The 19,265-nt window shown below is 67.9% G+C and carries 16 protein-coding genes; 9 read left to right on the top strand and 7 right to left on the bottom strand.

The annotated features are described in order from the left end of the window. Positions 1 to 70: 70 nt before the first annotated feature. Entirely contained in the window at positions 71 to 1,309 is a 1,239-nt protein-coding gene (locus tag TFU_RS14010; protein ID WP_011293240.1) for a phospholipase D-like domain-containing protein, read from the bottom strand. Between the two features lie 253 nt (positions 1,310 to 1,562). On the opposite strand from TFU_RS14010, the gene TFU_RS14015 reads away from it, so the two are divergent. From TFU_RS14015 to TFU_RS14030, 4 genes are all read left to right on the top strand, one after another. Next, a complete protein-coding gene (locus TFU_RS14015; RefSeq protein ID WP_016189323.1) occupies positions 1,563 to 2,669 on the top strand; it encodes an SPFH domain-containing protein in 1,107 nt (368 codons plus the stop codon). A gap of 87 nt (positions 2,670 to 2,756) precedes the next feature. After that, positions 2,757 to 3,851, top strand: coding sequence for a hypothetical protein (locus TFU_RS14020; protein WP_011293242.1), 1,095 nt, complete (start codon positions 2,757 to 2,759; stop codon positions 3,849 to 3,851). A 184-nt stretch (positions 3,852 to 4,035) separates the two neighbouring features. Further along, positions 4,036 to 4,656 (top strand): peptidylprolyl isomerase, encoded by a 621-nt coding sequence (locus TFU_RS14025; protein ID WP_011293243.1) that lies wholly within the window; start codon positions 4,036 to 4,038, stop codon positions 4,654 to 4,656. Positions 4,657 to 4,961: 305 nt separating this feature from the next. Next, entirely contained in the window at positions 4,962 to 7,553 is a 2,592-nt protein-coding gene (locus TFU_RS14030) for a cation-translocating P-type ATPase (RefSeq protein ID WP_011293244.1), read from the top strand. Positions 7,554 to 7,610: 57 nt separating this feature from the next. Here TFU_RS14030 and TFU_RS14035 read toward each other — a convergent pair whose 3' ends face one another. The 3 genes from TFU_RS14035 to TFU_RS14045 form a co-directional block, all read right to left on the bottom strand. After that, positions 7,611 to 8,750 (bottom strand): homoserine O-acetyltransferase MetX, encoded by a 1,140-nt coding sequence (locus tag TFU_RS14035; protein ID WP_011293245.1) that lies wholly within the window; start codon positions 8,748 to 8,750, stop codon positions 7,611 to 7,613. After that, the gene (locus TFU_RS14040; protein ID WP_011293246.1) at positions 8,747 to 10,078 is read right to left on the bottom strand and encodes a bifunctional o-acetylhomoserine/o-acetylserine sulfhydrylase; all 1,332 of its coding nucleotides are present in this window, start codon (positions 10,076 to 10,078) and stop codon (positions 8,747 to 8,749) included. The genes TFU_RS14035 and TFU_RS14040 overlap by 4 nt, the downstream gene beginning before the upstream one ends. Before the next feature lie 449 nt (positions 10,079 to 10,527). Beyond that, positions 10,528 to 11,697 (bottom strand): IS701 family transposase, encoded by a 1,170-nt coding sequence (locus TFU_RS14045; RefSeq protein WP_152436269.1) that lies wholly within the window; start codon positions 11,695 to 11,697, stop codon positions 10,528 to 10,530. A gap of 351 nt (positions 11,698 to 12,048) precedes the next feature. On the opposite strand from TFU_RS14045, the gene TFU_RS14050 reads away from it, so the two are divergent. Continuing rightward, entirely contained in the window at positions 12,049 to 12,942 is an 894-nt protein-coding gene (locus tag TFU_RS14050) for a LysR family transcriptional regulator (RefSeq protein WP_011293248.1), read from the top strand. Positions 12,943 to 12,993: 51 nt separating this feature from the next. On the opposite strand, the gene TFU_RS14055 is transcribed toward TFU_RS14050, so the two are convergent. Continuing rightward, positions 12,994 to 13,677: a type 1 glutamine amidotransferase domain-containing protein gene (locus tag TFU_RS14055; RefSeq protein WP_011293249.1), complete on the bottom strand. Its 684-nt coding sequence runs from the start codon at positions 13,675 to 13,677 to the stop codon at positions 12,994 to 12,996. Between the two features lie 310 nt (positions 13,678 to 13,987). Here TFU_RS14055 and TFU_RS14060 point away from each other — a divergent pair, with 310 nt between their 5' ends. The 3 genes from TFU_RS14060 (at position 13,988) to TFU_RS14070 (ending at position 16,117) form a co-directional block, all read left to right on the top strand. Then, entirely contained in the window at positions 13,988 to 14,755 is a 768-nt protein-coding gene (locus TFU_RS14060) for a cupin domain-containing protein (protein ID WP_011293250.1), read from the top strand. A gap of 28 nt (positions 14,756 to 14,783) precedes the next feature. Continuing rightward, positions 14,784 to 15,323: a type 1 glutamine amidotransferase domain-containing protein gene (locus TFU_RS14065; protein ID WP_011293251.1), complete on the top strand. Its 540-nt coding sequence runs from the start codon at positions 14,784 to 14,786 to the stop codon at positions 15,321 to 15,323. A gap of 71 nt (positions 15,324 to 15,394) precedes the next feature. Then, positions 15,395 to 16,117 (top strand): HAD family hydrolase, encoded by a 723-nt coding sequence (locus TFU_RS14070; protein ID WP_227480939.1) that lies wholly within the window; start codon positions 15,395 to 15,397, stop codon positions 16,115 to 16,117. A gap of 49 nt (positions 16,118 to 16,166) precedes the next feature. Here the strand turns inward: TFU_RS14070 and TFU_RS14075 are convergent, their stop codons facing one another. After that, positions 16,167 to 16,730 (bottom strand): TetR family transcriptional regulator, encoded by a 564-nt coding sequence (locus tag TFU_RS14075; RefSeq protein ID WP_011293253.1) that lies wholly within the window; start codon positions 16,728 to 16,730, stop codon positions 16,167 to 16,169. Further along, complete coding sequence (locus tag TFU_RS14080) at positions 16,711 to 18,168, bottom strand: MFS transporter (RefSeq protein WP_011293254.1); 1,458 nt, start codon at positions 18,166 to 18,168, stop codon at positions 16,711 to 16,713. Before TFU_RS14080 ends, TFU_RS14075 begins: the two co-directional genes overlap by 20 nt. 431 nt (positions 18,169 to 18,599) lie before the next feature. On the opposite strand from TFU_RS14080, the gene TFU_RS14085 reads away from it, so the two are divergent. Continuing rightward, positions 18,600 to 19,241 (top strand): OB-fold-containig protein, encoded by a 642-nt coding sequence (locus TFU_RS14085; RefSeq protein ID WP_011293255.1) that lies wholly within the window; start codon positions 18,600 to 18,602, stop codon positions 19,239 to 19,241. Positions 19,242 to 19,265 lie beyond the last annotated feature (24 nt).

Here is a 19,265-nt window from a genome sequence, read left to right on the forward strand (position 1 = left end):
CGCTAGCAGATCTCCCTGGTGAGGCGGGTTCTGGAACCATGCCGTGCCTGGCACACGGGCGAGTTGCGGACTAGAGGAGGGGCCGCCACGGCGCCAGGAGCGCCTCGGCGGCCTTGGCGAGCAGCGGGCGCCGCTGCCACTCCTCCAAGGTGAGCAGACGCGCGTTGGTGAGGTCGTTGGCGAACACCTGCTCCAAACCGGCTGCAACCTTGTCGTCGATGATCTCCACGTTGATCTCGTAGTTGCCGGTGAGACTCAACCGGTCGACGTTCGCGGTACCGACCGTGCTCCACCGGCCGTCGATCGTGGCGGTCTTGGCGTGCATCATGGCATCCCGGTACAGCCACAACCGGACCCCGCCTTTCAGCAGCGGGGTATAACAGCCGCGCGACAGCCAGTCCGCGATGACGTGGTTGGAGCGTTCCGGCACCAGGATGTTCACTTCCACCCCGCGGCGGGCCGCGGCAATGAGCGCCCCCAGGATCTCCCGGTCGGGGATGAAATACGCCTGGGTGATGAGAATCCGCTCCTTGGCCCGGTCGATGGCCTCCAAGTACATGGCCCGCACCGGGTAGATGAGCACCTCCGGCACGTTGCGGTGGGCGCGGATCCGCGGATTCCAATGGTCGGTGCCGACGTCCGCCAACTGCGGCTGGCTGTCCTTCCGGTTGGCGTTCCAAAAATCGGAGAAGGCGTTCTCCAACTCCCACACGGCCGGGCCGACCAGGCGCAGGTGGGTGTCCCGCCACTCGGTGGCGTACAGCTCCCCCACGTTGTATCCGCCGATGAAACCCACCCGGCTGTCCACGGTGAGGATCTTGCGGTGGTCGCGCCCCGACTTGCGCACGTCGAGCAGGAGCACCCCGGGACGGAACGCGGGATAGCGGATGACGTTCACCGTCGGCGGGAAATCGAAGAACCGCCGGGGCACCACCAGGTTGGCGAACCCGTCGTAGATGACGAAAACCTCCACGCCCCGTGCGGCCGCGTCGATAAGCGCCTGTTTGAACTCGGCGCCGACCCGGTCCCCTTTGAGGATGTAGGACTCGAACAGGATGCGGTGCTGCGCGGACCGGATCGCCGCCAGCATGTCCCGGTAGAGGTCCTCCCCGTAGGTGTAGATAGTGACCTCGGTCTCGCCCACCGACACGGTGAGGGGTTTGGTGCGGGGGAACACTGCGCGGTACGGGCGGACCCGTTTGCGCCAGGTGTCGATGGCGACAAGCACGGCAGCCACCGCCAGTTGGGCGGTGAGCACACCGAGGAGAATCCGCCGCAGAACGGTCACCACCGTTTTTCGCCGCACCACTCGTTCCTCTCCTGTTGCGTCCGCACTCGATGCGGACGCAACCTGCGCGCCGTCCACCGCGGTCCACCGCGGCGCCTGTGTCTTTCTGCCGATATGTACCTTCCCACCGCTGCGCTACCCCGCGCTGCCAGGGTACGGTCACGGAACGCAATGGCACCGTTATCGCGTTGACAGCGCCTAAGAACGGTGAAAACCCTGGTTGGTACCGTTGCCGGACCAGCCGGATTGAGCCCTCTACGTGGAAGGACGCAGCGTGGGCCTGTTCGACATGATCCGCGGCGAGTTCATCGACATCATCGAGTGGCTCGATGACAGCCGCGACACGATCGCCTGGCGTTTCCCCCGCCACGACAACGAAATCAAGATGGGCGCCAAGCTCATCGTCCGGGAAGGACAGCTCGCTGTCTTCGTCAACGAGGGGCGGATCGCGGACGTGTTCGCCCCTGGCACCTACACCCTCACCACGCAGAACCTGCCCGTGCTCAGCACGCTCCAAGGGTGGAAGTACGGCTTCAACTCGCCGTTCAAAGCCGAGGTGTACTTCTTCAATACGCGGCAGTTCACTGACTTGAAGTGGGGCACCCAGAACCCGATCATCGTCCGCGACCCCGAGTTCGGCATGGTGCGGCTGCGCGCGTTCGGCGGGTTCGCGCTCCGCGTCGTCGACCCCCCGCTGCTCCTCCAGGAACTGGTGGGCACCGACCCGCAGTTCCGTACCGAGGAAGTCGCGGAACACTTGCGGCAGCGGATCGTCAGCCACCTCGCCCCTGCGCTCGCCAACTCCGGGATGTCGGTGCTCGACATGGCGGCGAACCAGCAGGCGCTCGGAGACCGGCTCGCCCAGGCGCTCAGCGCGGAATTCGCGTCGATCGGGGTGGCCATCCCCCGGTTCATCATCGAGAACATTTCCCTGCCGCCCGAGGTGGAGGCCGCGCTCGACAAGCGCGCCCAGATGGGGATCGTGGGCAACCTCGACCAGTACACCAAGTTCCAGGCCGCTACCGCGATGGAGCGCGCCGCGGACAATCCGGACGGCGCCATGGGCAGCGGCATGGGCATCGGTATGGGAATGGCGATGGGCCAGCAGATGGCTGCCGCATTCCAGCCGGGCGCCCAGCAGTCCGCGGCCCCGGCCGGGCCTCCCCCGCTGCCGCAGGAGCAGTGGTATCTCGCCGTCAACGGCCAGCAGCAAGGCCCGTTCCCCACGGCCGCCCTGCACAGCCACGTCGCGAACGGGACCCTCACCCCGGACACACTCGTGTGGAAGAACGGGATGGCGCAGTGGACCCCGGCCCGCCAGGTTCCGGAACTCGCCCCGTTCTTCACCCCGCAGGGTCCTCCCCCGCTGCCGCCCCAGTAGCGCGGCGTGCCTGGACTTCACCCTGGTGAGGCCCTGCCCCGTCCTCACCTTCGCTGTTTCGCTGTTTGACTGCCGTGAGGCTCTCCCATGTCCCAACCACCGCCCCCTATGCCGCCTGCTTCGCCATCCCCGATCTCGCAGCCCTGCTCGGGGTGTGGCGCCCACCTGGAGTTCGCACCCGGCACGCTCACCCTGGTCTGCCCCTACTGCGGTTTCTCACAGCAGATCACCGCCCCGACCCGTCCCGTGCAGGAGTACCCGTTTGAGCAGTTGGTGGCCATGCCCCGCAAACGCGCGGCTGAACTGGCGCCCCACCATCTCGTCTGCTCCCGGTGCGGGGCGCACACCCTGTCCGATGCGCTCTCCTCCCACTGCCAGTTCTGTTCCGCGCCGCTCGTCGTGGACACCAGTGAGGATCCGCAGATCGTCCCCGAAGCAGTGGTGCCTTTCACGGTGGACCGCTCCCAGGCGCGGGAAGCGCTCCGCAAGTGGACGCAGAGCCGCTGGTTCGCCCCCAACGGGCTGAAAAAAGTGGCGGACGCGGAGACGATGAAGAGCACCTACCTGCCGCATTGGACGTTCGACGCGGACACGGTCACCGCCTACCGGGGGCGGCGCGGCGAGTACTACTACGTGACGGTGACCGACAGCGAAGGCCGACGCCGCCGGGAACGGCGCACCGCCTGGTATCCAGCGTCGGGAACCGTGTCCCGCAGATTCGACGACGTGCTGGTCGTGGCCACCGACCGCGTCCCGGTGAAACGCCTCGACGCGTTGGATCCGTGGCCGCTCGCCCAGGCCCGCCCGTATGCCGCAGAGTTCCTGGCCGGCCACCACACGGTCCGCTACAGCGTGGAACCCGAGCAGGGCCTGGAGATCGCGAAAGGCAAGATGCGCAAGGTCATCGAGCAGGACTGCCGGCGGGATATCGGCGGCGACGAGCAGCGCCTCGACTGGGTGAACACCCAGTATTCGAACGTGGCGGGCAAGCTGGTACTGCTCCCCGTGTGGAGCGGCTCCTACCTGTACAACGGCAAAAGCTGGCAGGTGCTGATCAACGGCTGCACGGGGGAAGTCCAAGGCGACCGCCCATACAGCGCGGTCAAGATCGCATTCGCGGTCCTGGTAGCGCTCATCGTGGTCGCCGCGGTTATCGCCGTGATCCGGATGAACGGAGGGTGACCTGCTGCGGCTGCGCGGGCCAGCCCGGGCCTGGACGTGCCCCGCGCACGGCCGCACACCGACCTGGTCCGGGTCGGCCCGTGGTGTCCGATGTGTACCTGTGATGCCCTTGTTCACACACGGTGCATCGGTACCGCTACGCTGTGCCTCCAAGCCACCCTACCCACCCGGAGACACAGCCGCGATGAAGCGTTTCACCCCGACCGTGACCGCACTGGTGTTGAGCAGCGTGCTGCTGGCAACCGCCACGGCCTGCCAGTCCGACTCTGACTCTGGCACGGATTCGGCTTCCGATGTGACGGGGGCGACCCTGCACACCAGCCTCGGCGACATCGAAGTGGTGCTGTTCCCGGACAAAGCCCCAGAGACTGTCGCGAACTTTGTGGGACTGGCGGAGGGCGACAAAGCCACGAACCCGACGACCGGGGACGACCGGTTCTACGACGGCACGATCTTCCACCGGGTCATCAAGGACTTCATGATCCAAGGCGGCGACCCGGAAGGCACCGGCCGCGGCGGCCCCGGCTACACCTTCGACGACGAGATCCACCCTGATCTGATCTTCGACGAGCCCGGCAAGCTCGCCATGGCCAACTCGGGCCCGAACACGAACGGGTCCCAGTTCTTCATCACCACGGTGCCGACCCCGTGGCTGGACGGCATGCACACCATTTTCGGCGAGGTCGCTGACGAGGAGAGCCTCGAAGTGGCCGTGGCGATCTCCCAAGTGCCGACGGATGCCAACGACCGTCCCACCGAGGACGTGGTCTTGGAGTCGGTGACCATCCACCGCGACAACGAGTGATCTTCTCCCAGGCCAGCGGCCCCGGCAGGGCGGTGTCCGCTGGCCTGGGCCTGCCGCGGGAGGGCTGAGCGGTTCCCGCGGCAGCAGGTGCGCACCCCCTTCTCCTTGCCGGTGCACCGGCGCGTCCGACGCTTTTCCTGCCCGGCACGGGCGGAGAAAACCGGATAGCTGCCGTTGATCCGGGTAGTAGGACCCTCCCGCGGCCCACCGCGGGCAGCACCCTGGAGTGTGGTCGGCAGGGAGGTCTGGGATGACACTGCTGGGACACGGTCCCCGACTCGGCGGCCCGGCGGGCAGGCACCGCGATGGTGATGACACGCGAGCCGCAGGCTGACCCCCTGCAAGGGCGGCCGGTTCCCGTCCGCAGCGGCCTCACCGGCCCCGACGCTGCCCGGCGGCTCGGCCACGACGGCCGCAACCTCGTGCCTCCGCCGCAGCGCACCCTGCCTTTCCTGCTGTTGGCGAGCTCGTTCACCCACTCTTTCGCGCTGCTGCTGTGGGCTGCCGCGGCGCTTGCCTTCATCGGCGGCCTGCCGGAAGCGGCCTGGGCTGTGGTCACCGTGATCGTGGTGAGCGGCCTGGTCGGTTTCGTGTTGGACTACTGGTCCGACCGGATCGGGCAGCGGCTTCGCCGCCGCGCGCCCGCCGCCGTGCGCGTCATCCGTGACGGACGGCAGGCCCGAGTCAACGCTGACGAGCTCGTCGTCAACGATGTGGTGCTGCTGCGCGCCGGCGACCGGGTGCCCGCGGACATCCGCCTTACGGAAGTCCACGACTTCGTAGTGGTGGAGGTCGGGGTGACCGGGATGCGGGAAATGCTGCGCTGCGACGAAGGCACCACCGTGTTCGCCGGCACGCACGTGGCCGCGGGGGAAGCCGAAGGGGTAGTGGTCACCACCGGCATGTGGACGCGGCTCGGCCAGGACTCTCCGCTGCTGCGGCACGCCCGCCGCCCGTCCGGGCCGCTGGTGGAGAACCTGCGCGACCTGACGGCGGCCGCCGCGGCAGCCGCCACCGGGACCGCTCTCGTCGTGTTCCTGCTCACCCTGCTGGTGGGAGTTCCGCCCGCGGAAGGGTTTCTGCCCGCGGTCGGCCTGGCAGTGGCGCTGGTACCGCTGGGACTGCGGTCCATCGTCCACTTGTGTCTGGCGTGGGCGGCGCAGCGGATGGCTGACGCGCACGCCCTCGTCCGGCATTCCGCGGCTGTGCAGCAGTTGGGCACGGTCACGTTCCTGTGCATTCCCGCGGCCGGGGTCCTCACCCGGGGCGAGCCTGTGGCCGTGGAAGTGTGGACTCCGGAAGGCACCGTGCAGGTCACCGGTACCGGTTATGCCCCGGAGGGCGCGCTGGTGGGGGACGCGGCCGCGGTGGCTGCCGCCCACGACCTGGCGTTGAGCGCGGCCTTGTGCTCCAGTGACGGCTACTTCTTCACTGACGGCCAGTGGCGGCCCGTGGGGGATCCGGTTGAAGCGGCCTGTCACGTGCTGGCTGCCCGGGCCGGGGTGGATGTTTCGCTCGCCGCGGTGGAGCGCCGCTATCCTTTCGACCCCCACCGCAGGCGGGCTTCCGCGTTCGCGAAAGGATCCGTGCACGTCAAAGGCGCTCCCGACGCGGTGCTGCCGCGCTGCCGGGCTGTGGCGGGCGCCGCGGACGCTTCCGCTGCGATGGCGGACCGCGGGCTGCGCGTGCTGGCGGTCGCGCGCCGCGACCTTGCCGCCCCGCCGGAGCAGGCCGAGGACGCGGAACGCGACCTCACCCTGCTGGGGCTGATCGGGTTGGCGGACCCGCCGCGGTCGGACGCGCGCACCGCGGTGACCCGCTGCCGCAGGTTAGGCATCCGGCTGGCGCTGGTGACCGGGGAGGATCCGCGCACCGCGCTGGCCGTGGCCCGCGCCACCGGGCTGGCTAGGCCGGGCGCCCCGGTCCTCCACGGCGCGGAGCTTCCTGACGACCTGCGGGAGATCGGGGAGCTGTTGGACAGCGACGGGGCTGTCGTCAGCCGGGTCACGCCCGAGGACCGGCGGCGGGTGACAGTCGCTCTCCAGCACCGCGGGTACACGGTGGCGACCACGGCGGGCGGGGCCGCCGACGATGCGGCGCTGCGCCGCGCCGACGTGGGCATAGCCCCGGGGTATGCGGGGGCGGACACGGCGCGGGACTCCGCCGACCTTGTGCTGCTCGACAGCGGCATCGCCACGGTGGCGGCCGCGCTGGGTGCGGGCCGCGCGATCCGCGTCACGCTGCGCCGGGCCCTCACCTACCGGTTGACGGGGGTGGTGGCGATGGCTACCCCTTTCCTGGTCTGGGCGGTGACCGGGGGCGCGGTGCCGCCCGCGTTGACGCTCGGCCAGGTGCTCGCGATCGGGGTGGGCGTGGACCTGCTTCCCGCTCTGGCGTTGGGGGTGGGGCCGCGCGGGTGGCGTGCCCTGCGTGATCCGCCGCCGGACGGGGAGTTCTTGGTGGACCGGCGGCTCGCTGTCCGGGTGGGCGGCGTGCTGGGCCCGGTGGAGGCGGTCACGGCACTGTTCACGTTTGGCGTGGTGCTGTGGGTCAACGGCTGGCAGTGGGGGCAGTCGCCTGCGCCGCTGCTGCTCGCCCAGGCTTCCGGGGCGGCGTTCGCCACCATCGTGCTGGGTCAGGTCGCGGCTGCTTTGGCGTGCCGCAGTGAGACCCGGCCGTTTGATGCGGTGCCGTGGCGCAGCGACCCGCTGCCCCGCGGGCTCGGCGCACAGCTTCTCCTGCTGTGGCTGTTCTTCACCGCACCCCCGCTGGCCGGATGGCTGGGGAGCACGGTGCCGCCCGGCTTCGTCTGGCCGGGGGTGGTGTGCGTGGTGCCTGCGCTGCTGGCCGCGGACACGATCCACAAGGTGGTCCGGCCGTCCCAGGCCCCAGGGTGACCGTGCCGCCTTTCCCCGTCTGCTTGTGGTCCGGGTACGGCGGCACGGCCGAGCCGCTTACTGCGCCAGCAGTTCTTTGATGAGGACCGACACTTGGTTGATCTCGGTGAGGAACCCGTCGTGGCCCGAGGCTGATTCGATGACGCGGACTTCGTCGGCCCCGGGAATACCGTCGGCGAGCTCCTGCTGCTGGGCGAGGGGGTACAGGAAGTCGCTGCTCACCCCGGCCACCATGGTGCGGGCGGTGACCCGGCGCAGCGCCTGCGCCACCCCGCCGCGGCCCCGACCCACGTCGTGGGTGTTCATGGCTTGGGTGAGCACGACGTAGCTGCCCGCGTCGAACCGGCGGGCGAGTTTGACCGCGTGGTGGTCCAGGTACGACTCGACAGCGAACCGGCCCCCGGCCATCGGGTCTTCCCCGTCTTGGGGGTTGCGGCCGAACCGTTCGTCGAACTCGGTGGCACCCCGGTAGGTGATGTGCGCGATACGGCGGGCGATCCCCATGCCGGTGACCGGTCCCGGACCGGGACGGTCGTAGTAGTCGCCACCGTGCCAGTACGGATCAGACCGGATGGCGTGCAACTGGGGGGCGGCCCAGGCGATCTGCTGTGCGGAGCTGGCCGCAGGGCTGGCCAGCAGCAGGAGGCGACGCACCCGCTCCGGGTAGGTGGCCGCCCATTCGAGGGCACGCATCCCGCCCATGGACCCGCCGAGGACCGCGGCCCACGAGTGGATGCCGAATTCGCGCAGCAGGGCGAACTCGGCGCGCACCGTGTCGCGGATGGTGATCCTCGGGAACCGGGACCCCCACGGCCTGCCGTCGGGCGCGGTCGACGACGGCCCGGTGCTGCCTTGGCAGCCGCCCAGCACGTTGGGGGCGACCACGAAGTACCGGTCGGTGTCGAGTGCCAGCCCGGGGCCGATGATGCCTTCCCACCAGCCTGGGCTGGGGTGCCCGGGGCCTTCCGGGCCTACGACGTGGCTGTCGCCGGTGAGGGCGTGCAGCACGAGGACCGCGTTGGAGCGGTCCTCGTTGAGACTGCCCCACGTCTCGTAGGCCAGGCGGACCCCGGGAAGTTCACCCCCGGTCTCCAGCGGCAGAGGTTCGGACAGTTCGACCCAGCGCCGGTCGCCCGGAGGGTCCCCTTCCCGCCACGCGCCGGTCGCGGGAAGGGGAGGGGTGGTGTCGTGACTCACTGGTATGCCTTGGCTGCGCGCAGCCCGGCCTCCAAGTCTGCGCGAAGGTCGTCAACGTGTTCCAAGCCCACGGACAGCCGCACGAGGCCGGGAGTGACCCCGCTGGCGAGCTGCTCTTCGGGGGTGAGCTGGCTGTGCGTGGTGCTGGCCGGGTGGACGATGAGGCTGCGCACGTCACCGATGTTGACGAGCTGGCTGAACAGTTCGGTGCCGTCCACGAAGGCGCGTCCGGCCTCGATACCGCCGTGCAGCTCAAAGGAGACGATCGCACCCGCCCCCTTGGGCAGGTACTTCTTTGCAGCCTCGTAGTAGGGGCTGGAAGGCAGGCCCGGGTAGTAGACCTTCGCCACCTCGTCGCGGGATTCCAGCCACTCGGCGAGCGCCTGGGCGTTGGCGACGTGCCGTTCCATGCGCAGCGACAGCGTTTCGATCCCCTGGAGGATCAGGAAGCTGTTGAACGGCGAGATGGCCGCGCCCGTGTCGCGGAGCAGTTGCACCCGCAGCTTGGCAGCGTAGGCACCCGGTCCCAGCGCCTCCCAGTACTTCAGGCCATGGTAGCTGGGGTCGGGTTCGACGAAGCCGGGGAACCGGTCGCCGTGGGCGCCGAAGTCGAAGGTGCCGGCGTCCACCACGATGCCCGCGATCGTGGTGCCGTGGCCGCCGAGGAACTTGGTGGCCGAGTGCACCACGATGTCCGCGCCGTGGTCGATGGGCCGCTGCAGGTAGGGGGTGGGCACGGTGTTGTCGACCATGAGCGGCACACCGACCTCGTGGGCGACGTCCGCCACCGCGCGCACGTCGAGCACGTTGTTCGCCGGGTTGGGCAGGGTTTCCGCGAAGAACAGCTTGGTGTTGTCGCGGGCCGCGGCACGCCACTCGTCGAGGTCGTCCTGGTCTTTGATGAAGGTGACCTCGATGCCGAGCTTGGGCAGGGTGTAGCGGAACAGGTTGTAGGTGCCGCCGTACAGGGACGGGCTGGACACGATGTGGTCACCCGCACCCGCCAGGTTGAGGACGGCAGCGGTGATGGCAGCTGACCCGGACGCGAACGCGACCGCGGCGACCCCGCCTTCCAGAGCCGCGACCCGCTTTTCCAGCACGTCCTGGGTGGGGTTCATGATCCGCGTGTAGATGTTGCCCGGCTCTGCGAGCGAGAACAGGTCGGCCCCGTGCTGCGTGTCCCGGAAGACGTACGACGTGGTCTGGTAGATGGGGGTGGCCCGTGCGTTGGTGGCCGGATCGGGGGCCGCTCCGGCGTGGATCTGCTTGGTTTCGAACGACCACTTGTCGGCCGCGGTGGATTCAGGCGTGGTGTCTTCAGCGGTCATGATGCTCCTGTCAGGACGCAGTGCCACAACGGGAAACAGGCACTGGAAACGGCTGACCCCAGCCAGGATCGGTCGGTGGGAAGGGTGGAATGGTTGGCAGCACGCCGGTATGGCAGACGCAGTGCGGGAGAAGAGCGTCGGTTGATCAGAACATGCAGCGCATGCCGCGACAGAGCATGCTGCTCACACGGGCGTAGTCGATGTGTCGGCGCGAGACCAGCTCAACCATGCTCACGAGGTTAACCGCTGTCTCAGCATCCCGTCCAGGCGTCTCGCACTTTGGACAGAGTGATCTTGCCCTGGAGGCAAGGTCTCCCCGCTGCACGGGTGGCCGGGTGCAGGGCGGCGGGTCGAAGGGCGGGGGTAACGGGTCCGGGTCCGCGGTCAGGCGTTGACCTGCGCGTCCCCGGTCCCGCTGGTGTCGTCCTGTCCGGCTTGGGCAGCCGCGTTTAGTGCACCAGTTGCCCGAGGCGGGCCTCCGTGCGCCGGGTCCACTGCTGGCGCTGCTGCCCGGTACGGGTGAGCACGGCGATGGTGTGCGCCACAGAGACCAGGGTCATGTGGCGGTGCCATCCGGGGAAGGAACGTCCTTCGAAGTCGCGCATGCCGACCCGGCTGCACGTTTCCCTGTCAGCGCGGACCCAGTGGAGGGCCCTGCCGAGTCCCAGGAGCATGGGGATGGGCGTGTCAACCATGTTGGTCAGCCAGATCATCGTGGCTGCCCGGGGGTCGGCGGTCCACTGCGCCGCCATGAGGAGCGGTCCGGTGCGCACGGGTCCGGCGGCCCCGACACGCAGGCCCAGCCCGCACACCGGGGTCCTGGGGGCACCGGATCCGGCGGGGAGCAGTGGCCGGCTCGCCCCCTTGTGCAGTTCAGCGAGCTGCGCGGCGGCCATCAACCGTCCGGATTCGAGGTCGGCGAGCCGGGTGTCTTCCCTGATGCGCAGCAGGAAGGGGACGGAGCTGGCGGCGAGTTTCCCGATGAGCGGCAGCGGGTCGACTTCCCGGGCGTCCATGACCACGGGACGCTGCCGCAGCCCCCACCGGGAGAGTTCTTCGATCGCTTCCCGCAGGCAGTCGCTGCGCGACGGGCAGGCTTTGCCGGGTGTGCCGACTTTGCGGCGGGATTCGCTGCTGGTCCACTTGTCGGGCAGGACCATATGCCATTCCACGGGCACGCTTGCTTTCTCGGAAGCGATCCAGACCCCGAGGACATATTGGCGTTGCACGGTTTTTCCCAATCCGGGGACGAATGTCCTCCGGACTCCGACGGAATGTTCGCCTGCCTTCTGGATGACGAGCGGGTCGACGACCCATGCGACAGGTGCTACCGCATTATCCGCGTACCGGGCGAGTTCTCTTCTTACCTCTTTCCAGTCCCACGTCGAATTGGTAATGAAATGGTGCAGATTCTGCTCTGCGGAAGACATCCCCGCGCTGCTGGCGATACTGCGTATGGATTTCCTTCCCGCAGTAGTGAGAAGGCCTTTGACATACACTTCCCCCCATTCACGCTGCCGTCTTCTCCGGAACGGGGAGAAGGCCGTTTCGCAGACGTGTTCTACCAGCTTGTCGGATGGATGACGGACTCTTGCTGCTCTCTGGCTGCTGCCGTTCAAACCCCCTCCTTATCACAGCAGGCCAGCGTTTATTTCCGTGGCAGGTTCCGCTTCTCCCCCACTCCTCACCGCACTGCGGTATACGCCATCGCCAGCGGAACACTGTTCATTACACAGCAAAAGTCGACAAATCGCAAATATAGTGTTATATATAGACAATCACCCTGCGTAGTCACCGTCGATAGACCCGGAGCAAGAAGGCCTGAAAGGCGACCGTGATATTTCACAACCAAATTTCTACCTGCACAAATATCCCCCGCTCTCGACTACGTTCATAAAACGACGCACTGGCCTTCCGAACGGTTCCCTGAAATAGAAAAATAAAAGGCCGGATCCGGCCACGGAGGAAACGTGAACCTCGAGCTCCTCAGAACGTTCTTGGCCGTCCACCGAGCGGGGTCACTCACCAGGGCAGCCTCCCACCTGGGGATGTCCCAGCCGACAGTGACCGCGCAGATCCGCACCCTTGAGAAGGAACTCGGCCGGCAGCTCTTCATCCGCAGACCCGACGGGGTCCGGCCTACCGGTCCCGCCGACCAGCTTGCCCGGCGCCTGGCCCCGCACCTGGACGCCCTGGAAGCAGTGATCGAAACCGAAGTGTTCCAGCGGGTCCCCTTCGAACAGCCCCTGCATATCGGCGGCCCTACCGAACTGCTTACCGTGCGCGTCCTCCCTGCTCTCGCCGAGCTGGTGGCGGAAGGGCTTCAGTTGCGGACGGTGACCGGCATGCCGGACGAACTCCTCGACGGGCTGCTCGCGGGCCGCCACGACCTCGTCGTGTCGACTGCCCCGCCTCGACGCCGCGGTATCTCCAGCACCCCCCTGATGGACGAGGAGTTCCTGCTCGTCGCCCACCCCGACTGGAAGGACCGGCTCCCTGCCGACGTCGCGGCGGATGCCGGAAAAGCACTGGACAGCGTGCCCGTCGTCGCCTACGCCGAGGAGCTGCCGATCATCCGCCGCTACTGGCTGACCGTGTTCGGACGCCGCCCGCCCATGCGGGCAGCGGTCGTCGTGCCGGACCTGCGCGGCGTCTTGGCGACTGTTGTTGCCGGGGCGGGAATCACAGTCCTCCCCCGCTACCTTGCCGCCAATGCTCTGGAACAGGGCGAGCTGACCGTCCTGCACCAGCCCGAGCTCTCCCCGATCAACACCATCTACCTGGTGGTCCGGGCAGGGTCGCTCGCCCAGCAGCGCATTGCGCTCGTACATCAAAAGCTCCTGACCGAAGCCAGGAGCTGGTGAGAAGGGTGGTTCCGGGCGGGTGGCGTCCCCTCAGCGCCACCCGCCTGCTCGTCAGTCAGCCAGCAGCTTGACGGTCTCCTCGGCCACACCGGAGGCCGAAGCCGGGTTCTGCCCGGTGACCAGGCGCTCGCTGACCACAACGCACGATTCGAACTTCGGCTTCTTCACGTGGATGCCGCCGCGCTCCTCCAGCTTGCTCTGGAGCAGGAACGGCACCACACCCGACAGGTTGACCGCGTCCTCCTCCTCATTGGTGAAGGAGGCGAACTCCTTGCCCTCGACCAGGTAGCGGCCGTCCGACAGTTTGAGGTTGACGAGACCGGCCGGGCCGTGGCACACCGCCGCGACGACGCCGCCGGCCTCGTAGATGTCCCGAGCCAGAGCAGCCAGGTCGGCCGCGTCGGGGAAGTCCCACATGGTGCCGTGGCCGCCGACGAAGTACACCGCCGCGTAGTCGGCCGGGTTGAGGGAGTCGGCGGTCGGCGTGTCGGCCAGCGCCTTCTTCACCTCGGGGTCCTCGAGGAACTCCCTCTGGACCTCGTCTTCGGCGTTGTATCCGGTCGCCGGGGGCTGCCCGCCCTTGACGGAGACGAAGGAGACTTCGTAGCCCGCCTTGCGGAAGACCTCCCAGGGGTGCGCGGCTTCCGGAACGTAGTAGCCGGTGGGCTTTCCGGTGTCGCCGAGGCTGCCGTGGCTGGTGAGCGCGAGCAGCACACGCTTCGGAAGGTTCGGCATCTCTTTCCCTTTCCTCGTCCTCAACGGACTTCCGCGGTCCTACGCCCACCAGACGATAAGCACCCGCTCCCCCGCCGTGCCAATAGATATCTCAAGGGGGGCGGATAGGCATATTAATAGCCCCTCGTTAATGGCATATGGAAAGCCTTCCCTTCCCCGTGCAATAGGACGAGGATCACACTCCCAGAACAGAAAATGACAAAGTCGGAGAAAAACCTTTGCCTCACCCGGAGGACGCGCCCCAAGATTGCACACGGCTGGCGAAAACGCCCGCCAGAACGCCCGTCTCACACCCGGAGGAAATGGGCCTTTGTCTGCTGTACCAATTCTCGAAGAAAACCGGTCCGCAACGTCGCTGCACATCGACGCGGGCCCGGCCGATATTGCCGAATTGAAAAGGCTGACCCGCGGCGGGGCGCGCGCACTCAATGAGCAGTTCGACGACGATTCGCACTTGAACGAGATCATCCCCAAACCGTGGGGGTACGAGTACCGCGCCTACGTCGACGACTTCTTCGACCTGTGGTCGCTGCACATCGACGTATCCCACAGCACGTCGACCCACGCGCACCCGCGCAAGCTCACCTACCTGCTGTGCTTGTCGGGTGAAGGGGTCACTGCAGGGCTCGAGCGGGAGTTCCCGGTGAAGCCTGGGAGCATTGTGCGCATCGCCCCGGGGGCGTTCCACTCCACCCGGAACACCGGGTCGGAAGCGCTGGAACTCATCGAGGTCGAGGTTCCGAGGAACAAATACGACCTGATGCGGTTGCGCGACGACTACAACCGGGCCGGGAAATCGTATGAATCGACGTCGTTGGTGGAGGAGAAGTTTCCTCTGAAACCGACCCGTCGCCTCCCCAACGCAAAAGTCCGCTCCGGATCTCCCGACGGGAAATTCCATTTCGAAATCAGAACCGGAATGGATGTCTTCTACCGGCGCCGCCCAGAAGACATTTTCTACATTCCCCTCTGCGTCTCAGGCGTCGTCTACTCCGATATCCGGATCCTGGCCAATTCTTCCGAAAACAGCCGTCCGGAACCGGACAAGAACTACCTGTGCGTCAGCAGGGCGAACTGACCGGAAGCCACACGAGAGGAGAACAGGAATGTCCCGCAGCGCAGTGATCATCACCGGCCCCGGATTCCAGGACCACGACGTGGTCTACACCTACTACCGCCTGCTCGAAGAGGGCTGGCACGTCGACGTCGCTACCAAGGAGGCCGCGCCCGTCACCGGCAAGTACGGGGTCCCGCTCCCTATGGACAAGACCGCGGCCCCGCTCATCTCCTTCTCCGACCTGGACGTCAACAACTACGACGCGGTGATCCTCACCGGCGGGCACGAGGCTCCCGACCGGGTCCGCCAGGACCAGCAGGTGCTGGCGTTCGTCGCCGCGATGGCTGACGCGGGCAAGGTCGTCGCGGGCCTGTGCCACGGGCCGTGGATCATGGTCAGCGCGGGTGTGCTCAAGGGCCGTCGGGCCTGCGCCTACATCGGGCTGCGGGACGACGTGATCAACGCGGGCGCCGAGGTGGTGGACAGCGACGTCATCGTCGACGGAAACATCATCACCTGCTCCTACTACGCCTACGTGGGCGCGTTCATGCGCGCGGTCTTCGAAACCGTGGAGAAGCTCGACCAGTGACCGGGCTGGGGGCGGCGGTGCCGCCGCCCCCTCTCCTCATGTCCGAGCACGGGAGCAGGAAGGAGAGCGCCGTGCTGATTCTCGACTTCGACGGCGTCGTCTGCGACGCGCTCGACGAGTGCGCCCTCGTCACCTGGTTGGGCAAGCCAGGCAACGAACCGGAGGCGACGGGGCAGGCGAGCTTGAAACGGCTTCCCCCGGAGTTCCGCTCCGTGTTCCGCCACGTGCGGGACTATGCGCGGCTCCTTGACCACTTCATGGTGGCGCACCTGCCCGGCGCGTCCACGGTCCGCAGCCAGGCGGAGTTCGACGCGCTGTTCGCGTCGATCCCCGCGGACGAGGTGGCCACCTTCGTGCGGCGCGCTTCGGCAGCACGCGACCTGCTGCGGGAGCGGGACGCCCAGTTCTGGCTGGGCATGCACACCCTGTATCCGGGGATCGCCGAACTGCTGGTCCGCCATGCGGGCCGCACGGCGATCGTCACCGCCAAGGACACCCTTTCGGTTCGGGCGATCCTGGACTTCCACGGCCTGGGGCACACGGTCGCCGCGGTGGTGGGCGAGTGCAGCGACAAGGCCGGGGCGGTCCGGGAGCTGTGCGAGCAGGCCGGGATTCCTCCCTCCGCGGCGGTTTTCATCGACGACAACCTCACCAATGTGCGCCGGGTTGCCGCCACGGGGGCGCGGTCGCTGTGGGCCAGGTGGGGGTATGGCACGCCCGAGCATGCAGCCGAGGCAGCCGCATTGCGGATTCCGGAGATCCGGCTTGCTGACCTCGCCTCTGTGACGGTGTGAGTGTCGGACGGGTCCCGCCCTGCGGACCGCCCCCGCGGGGCGGGATCCCTCATGGTCCGGTGATGAGCTGCTGGATCCCCGGGGCGTACAGGGCCACGATCCGCTCGGTGTCGGGGGTGCGGCCGGTGGCCCGGTAGTGGATGTTGAGGGTGGCGCCCAGGCCGAGCAGGTGGGCGATCACCAGTTCGGCGCGCAGCCGGGCATCGGGGCCGGTGAGGCGGTCCGCCATCGCCTCGGTGACCTGGGTGGTGAAGTATTCCCGCACGACGGCCCGCTCGTCTTGGGCGGAGGTGGAGAACACGACGCGCAGCAGCGGGTCGGCGCCGTTGCGTTCCCGCAGGGAGATGAGGGTGCGGACCATGTGTTCGCCGAGCCGGTCGAGGGGGGCGTCCAGGAGGAGTTCCACGGCTTTCGTGAAGTCCGCTGAGGCGCGCAGCAGTTGCTCTTTGGTGCCGAAATGTTTGATGACGAGGGCGGCGCTGACTCCCGCGTCGGCGGCGATGGAGCGGATTGTGACGTCGGCGTAGGGGTGGAGCGCGAAGGCGCGTCGCGCGGCCAGCAGGATCGCTGGCCGGCTGGATTCTGCGGTGCGCTCACCGTGACTGTGGTTCACCCGTGGCTCCTGGTGCGGACGGTTGGGGGTTCTTCTGTATACCGGAACGGCGTTCGCGGACGGGAAGCGTGACCACGAGGGCCGCCACCGCGAAGCAGGCCGCGAGGAAGAAAGTGGTGAGGTAGGCCTCGAAGGTGGGTGCGGTGCCGCCGGTGGTTTCCATGGTCATGCTGCCGAAGACCGCGGCGACGACGGCGCTGCACACCGCTTGTCCCACGGCGCGCATGAGGACGTTGACGCCGTTGGCGGCACCGGTCTGTTCCCGGGGCACGTGCTGCATGAGCAGGGCGGGCAGCGTGGAGTAGGGGAAGGCGGTGCCGATGCCCACGATCGTGGCTCCCACGATGATGGTGACGAGGTGCTCGCTGGTGAACAGCCGCAGCAGGTAGCCGACGGCCATGAGGACGAGGCCGAACATGACCGTGGTTTTGGGGCCGCGGACGGCGGCGATGCGGGCTGCGATCGGCGCGAACAGCAGCATGGTCAGCGAGGCGGGGAGCATGCACAGGCCTCCCACGATCACGGAGTATCCCAGCCCGTAGCCGGTTTCCGGGGGTTCTTGCACGAGCTGGGAGGTGACGAGGGAGTTGACGAAGAAGGAGAACCCGACGAGCAGGGTGGCGAGGTTGCTCAACAGGACGCCGCGGTTGGCCATGCTGCGGAGTTCCACGACGGGTGAGGGGATGCGCGTCTCGTAGTAGGCCCAGCCGACGCCGACGAGGAGGGCCGCGGCGAAAAGGCCGAGCACGAGCGGGGAGGTCCACCCCCATTCGCTGCCGCGGGAGACGGCGACGAGGAAGCAGACGAGGACGACGGTGAGGCCGAGGGTGCCCACGGCGTCGAAGCGTCCGCCGAGCCGGGTGCGGGTGCGGGGCACGAATGCGAGCACGAGGAGGAGGGCGACGAGCCCGAATCCGCCGCTCATCCAGAACACGGCATGCCAGTCGGCGTAGCGGGCGATCAGCGAGGTCAGTGGGACGCCGACGGCTGCGCCCACGCCCATGGTGGTGCTCATCAGCCCGGATGAGGAGGCGACCCGTTCCGGGGGGAGCACGTCGCGGAGGATACCGATCCCTAAGGGGACGACGGCGAGCGCGATGCCTTGGAGGGTCCGCCCCACGATGAGGAGCGGGATGTGGGTGCTGAGCGCGGCGAGCAGGGAGCCTGCGACGAGGCTGAGGAGCGCGCCCAGCATGACTTCGCGTCTGCCGTACATGTCGCCGAGGCGGCCGAGGACCGGGGTGGAGACTGCGCCGGCGATGAGGGAGGCGGTGACGACCCAGCTCACGGCTTCGTGAGTGGTGTTGAACGCGGTGATGAGGGTGGGCAGCAGCGGGACGACGAGGGTTTGCATGACCGCGGTGACCACGCCGGCGAAGGCCATGGCGACGAGGAGGAGGCGGGGGTGGCGTGAGGGATTGGCGGAAGCGTCGGTCACGGGGCTCCCTTCGGCCTCGGTGGAGAGGACAACCGGGGTGAACGGTTGTTCACCCCAAAGATCATCCTAGTCAGATATGCGCGTTTTCTCCCTACCGCCCCCGGGGAAAATCGCTGATCACCGCAGTTCCCACCGCTCTGCGGCCCGGACCGCCGGGACGGGAGCGCCCCCGGCTGCAGAATTTTTTTGCCGAACTTCGGAACCTAACCCTCCTCGCGCGGCGTCCCACCAGACACAAGACCGCCACCGCACAGCACCGTGGTGGCGATCGCGGGCGCGCAATCCGTCCGGTCCGGACTTCCGACTGGACCGGACGGTGAACCGGCTGGGGAACCGCGCCACTGCCCGTACACAGACGGCACCGCAGTGCACCGCGTCGGACCAACCGGGTCCCAGAGAGACAAAAACGTAGAGAGGGGTGCGGCAGAGCAGTGAGCGACTTCGTGACGGCCGCCCTCGCCTTCCCTACCGCACTGTTCAGCTTCGCCTTGGTCGTGGTCGCCTGCTACTGGTGTCTCGTCATCATCGGCGCCCTCGGGGTCGACACGCTCGACCCTGACGTCGACGGCACCACCGAACTCGGCGGCCTCACCGCAGCCATGTCCGCCCTCGGCCTGCACGGAGTCCCGGTCACCGTGTCGCTCTCCACCATGATCGCCGTCGCATGGTTCGTCTCGCTGAGCGGGACCGTCCTCCTCGACCGCTTCGACCTGTCCGATCCCCTCACGATCGCGCTGGGGATCCTCCTCCTCGCCATCGCCCTCGTCTGCGCGTGGGCCGTGACCAGCGCCCTCGCCCTAGCAGTACGCCGCTTCCTCCCCGACCACAAGGAACTCTCCCGCCACGACTTCATCGGCCGGGTCTGCGTCGTCCGCACCGGCCGCGTCGACCGGGACTTCGGCCAAGCCGAAGTCACCGCCGCTGACGGATCCACCGCGCTCATCCAAGTACGGCAGACCGGTGAGGAATCCCTCACCGCAGGCAGCACCGCCCTGATCGTCGACTACGACCCGGAAGGCTCCTTCTTCTGGGTCACCGCCTACCACGCAGAACTCGACCCGCACCGCTCCTAACTCCCCCACACCATCGCCCACCCA

Source organism: Thermobifida fusca YX (assembly GCF_000012405.1).
In the GTDB taxonomy this organism is placed as follows: domain Bacteria; phylum Actinomycetota; class Actinomycetes; order Streptosporangiales; family Streptosporangiaceae; genus Thermobifida; species Thermobifida fusca.

Bases quoted from the DNA above. Each gene is read 5' to 3' on its own strand.
- TFU_RS14030 (WP_011293244.1), top strand. From the start codon at position 4,962: ATGGTGATGACACGCGAGCCGCAGGCTGACCCCCTGCAAGGGCGGCCG.
- TFU_RS14025 (WP_011293243.1), top strand. From the start codon at position 4,036: ATGAAGCGTTTCACCCCGACCGTGACCGCACTGGTGTTGAGCAGCGTG.
- TFU_RS14065 (WP_011293251.1), top strand. From the start codon at position 14,784: ATGTCCCGCAGCGCAGTGATCATCACCGGCCCCGGATTCCAGGACCAC.
- TFU_RS14040 (WP_011293246.1), bottom strand. From the start codon at position 10,078: ATGACCGCTGAAGACACCACGCCTGAATCCACCGCGGCCGACAAGTGG.
- TFU_RS14055 (WP_011293249.1), bottom strand. From the start codon at position 13,677: ATGCCGAACCTTCCGAAGCGTGTGCTGCTCGCGCTCACCAGCCACGGC.
- TFU_RS14020 (WP_011293242.1), top strand. From the start codon at position 2,757: ATGTCCCAACCACCGCCCCCTATGCCGCCTGCTTCGCCATCCCCGATC.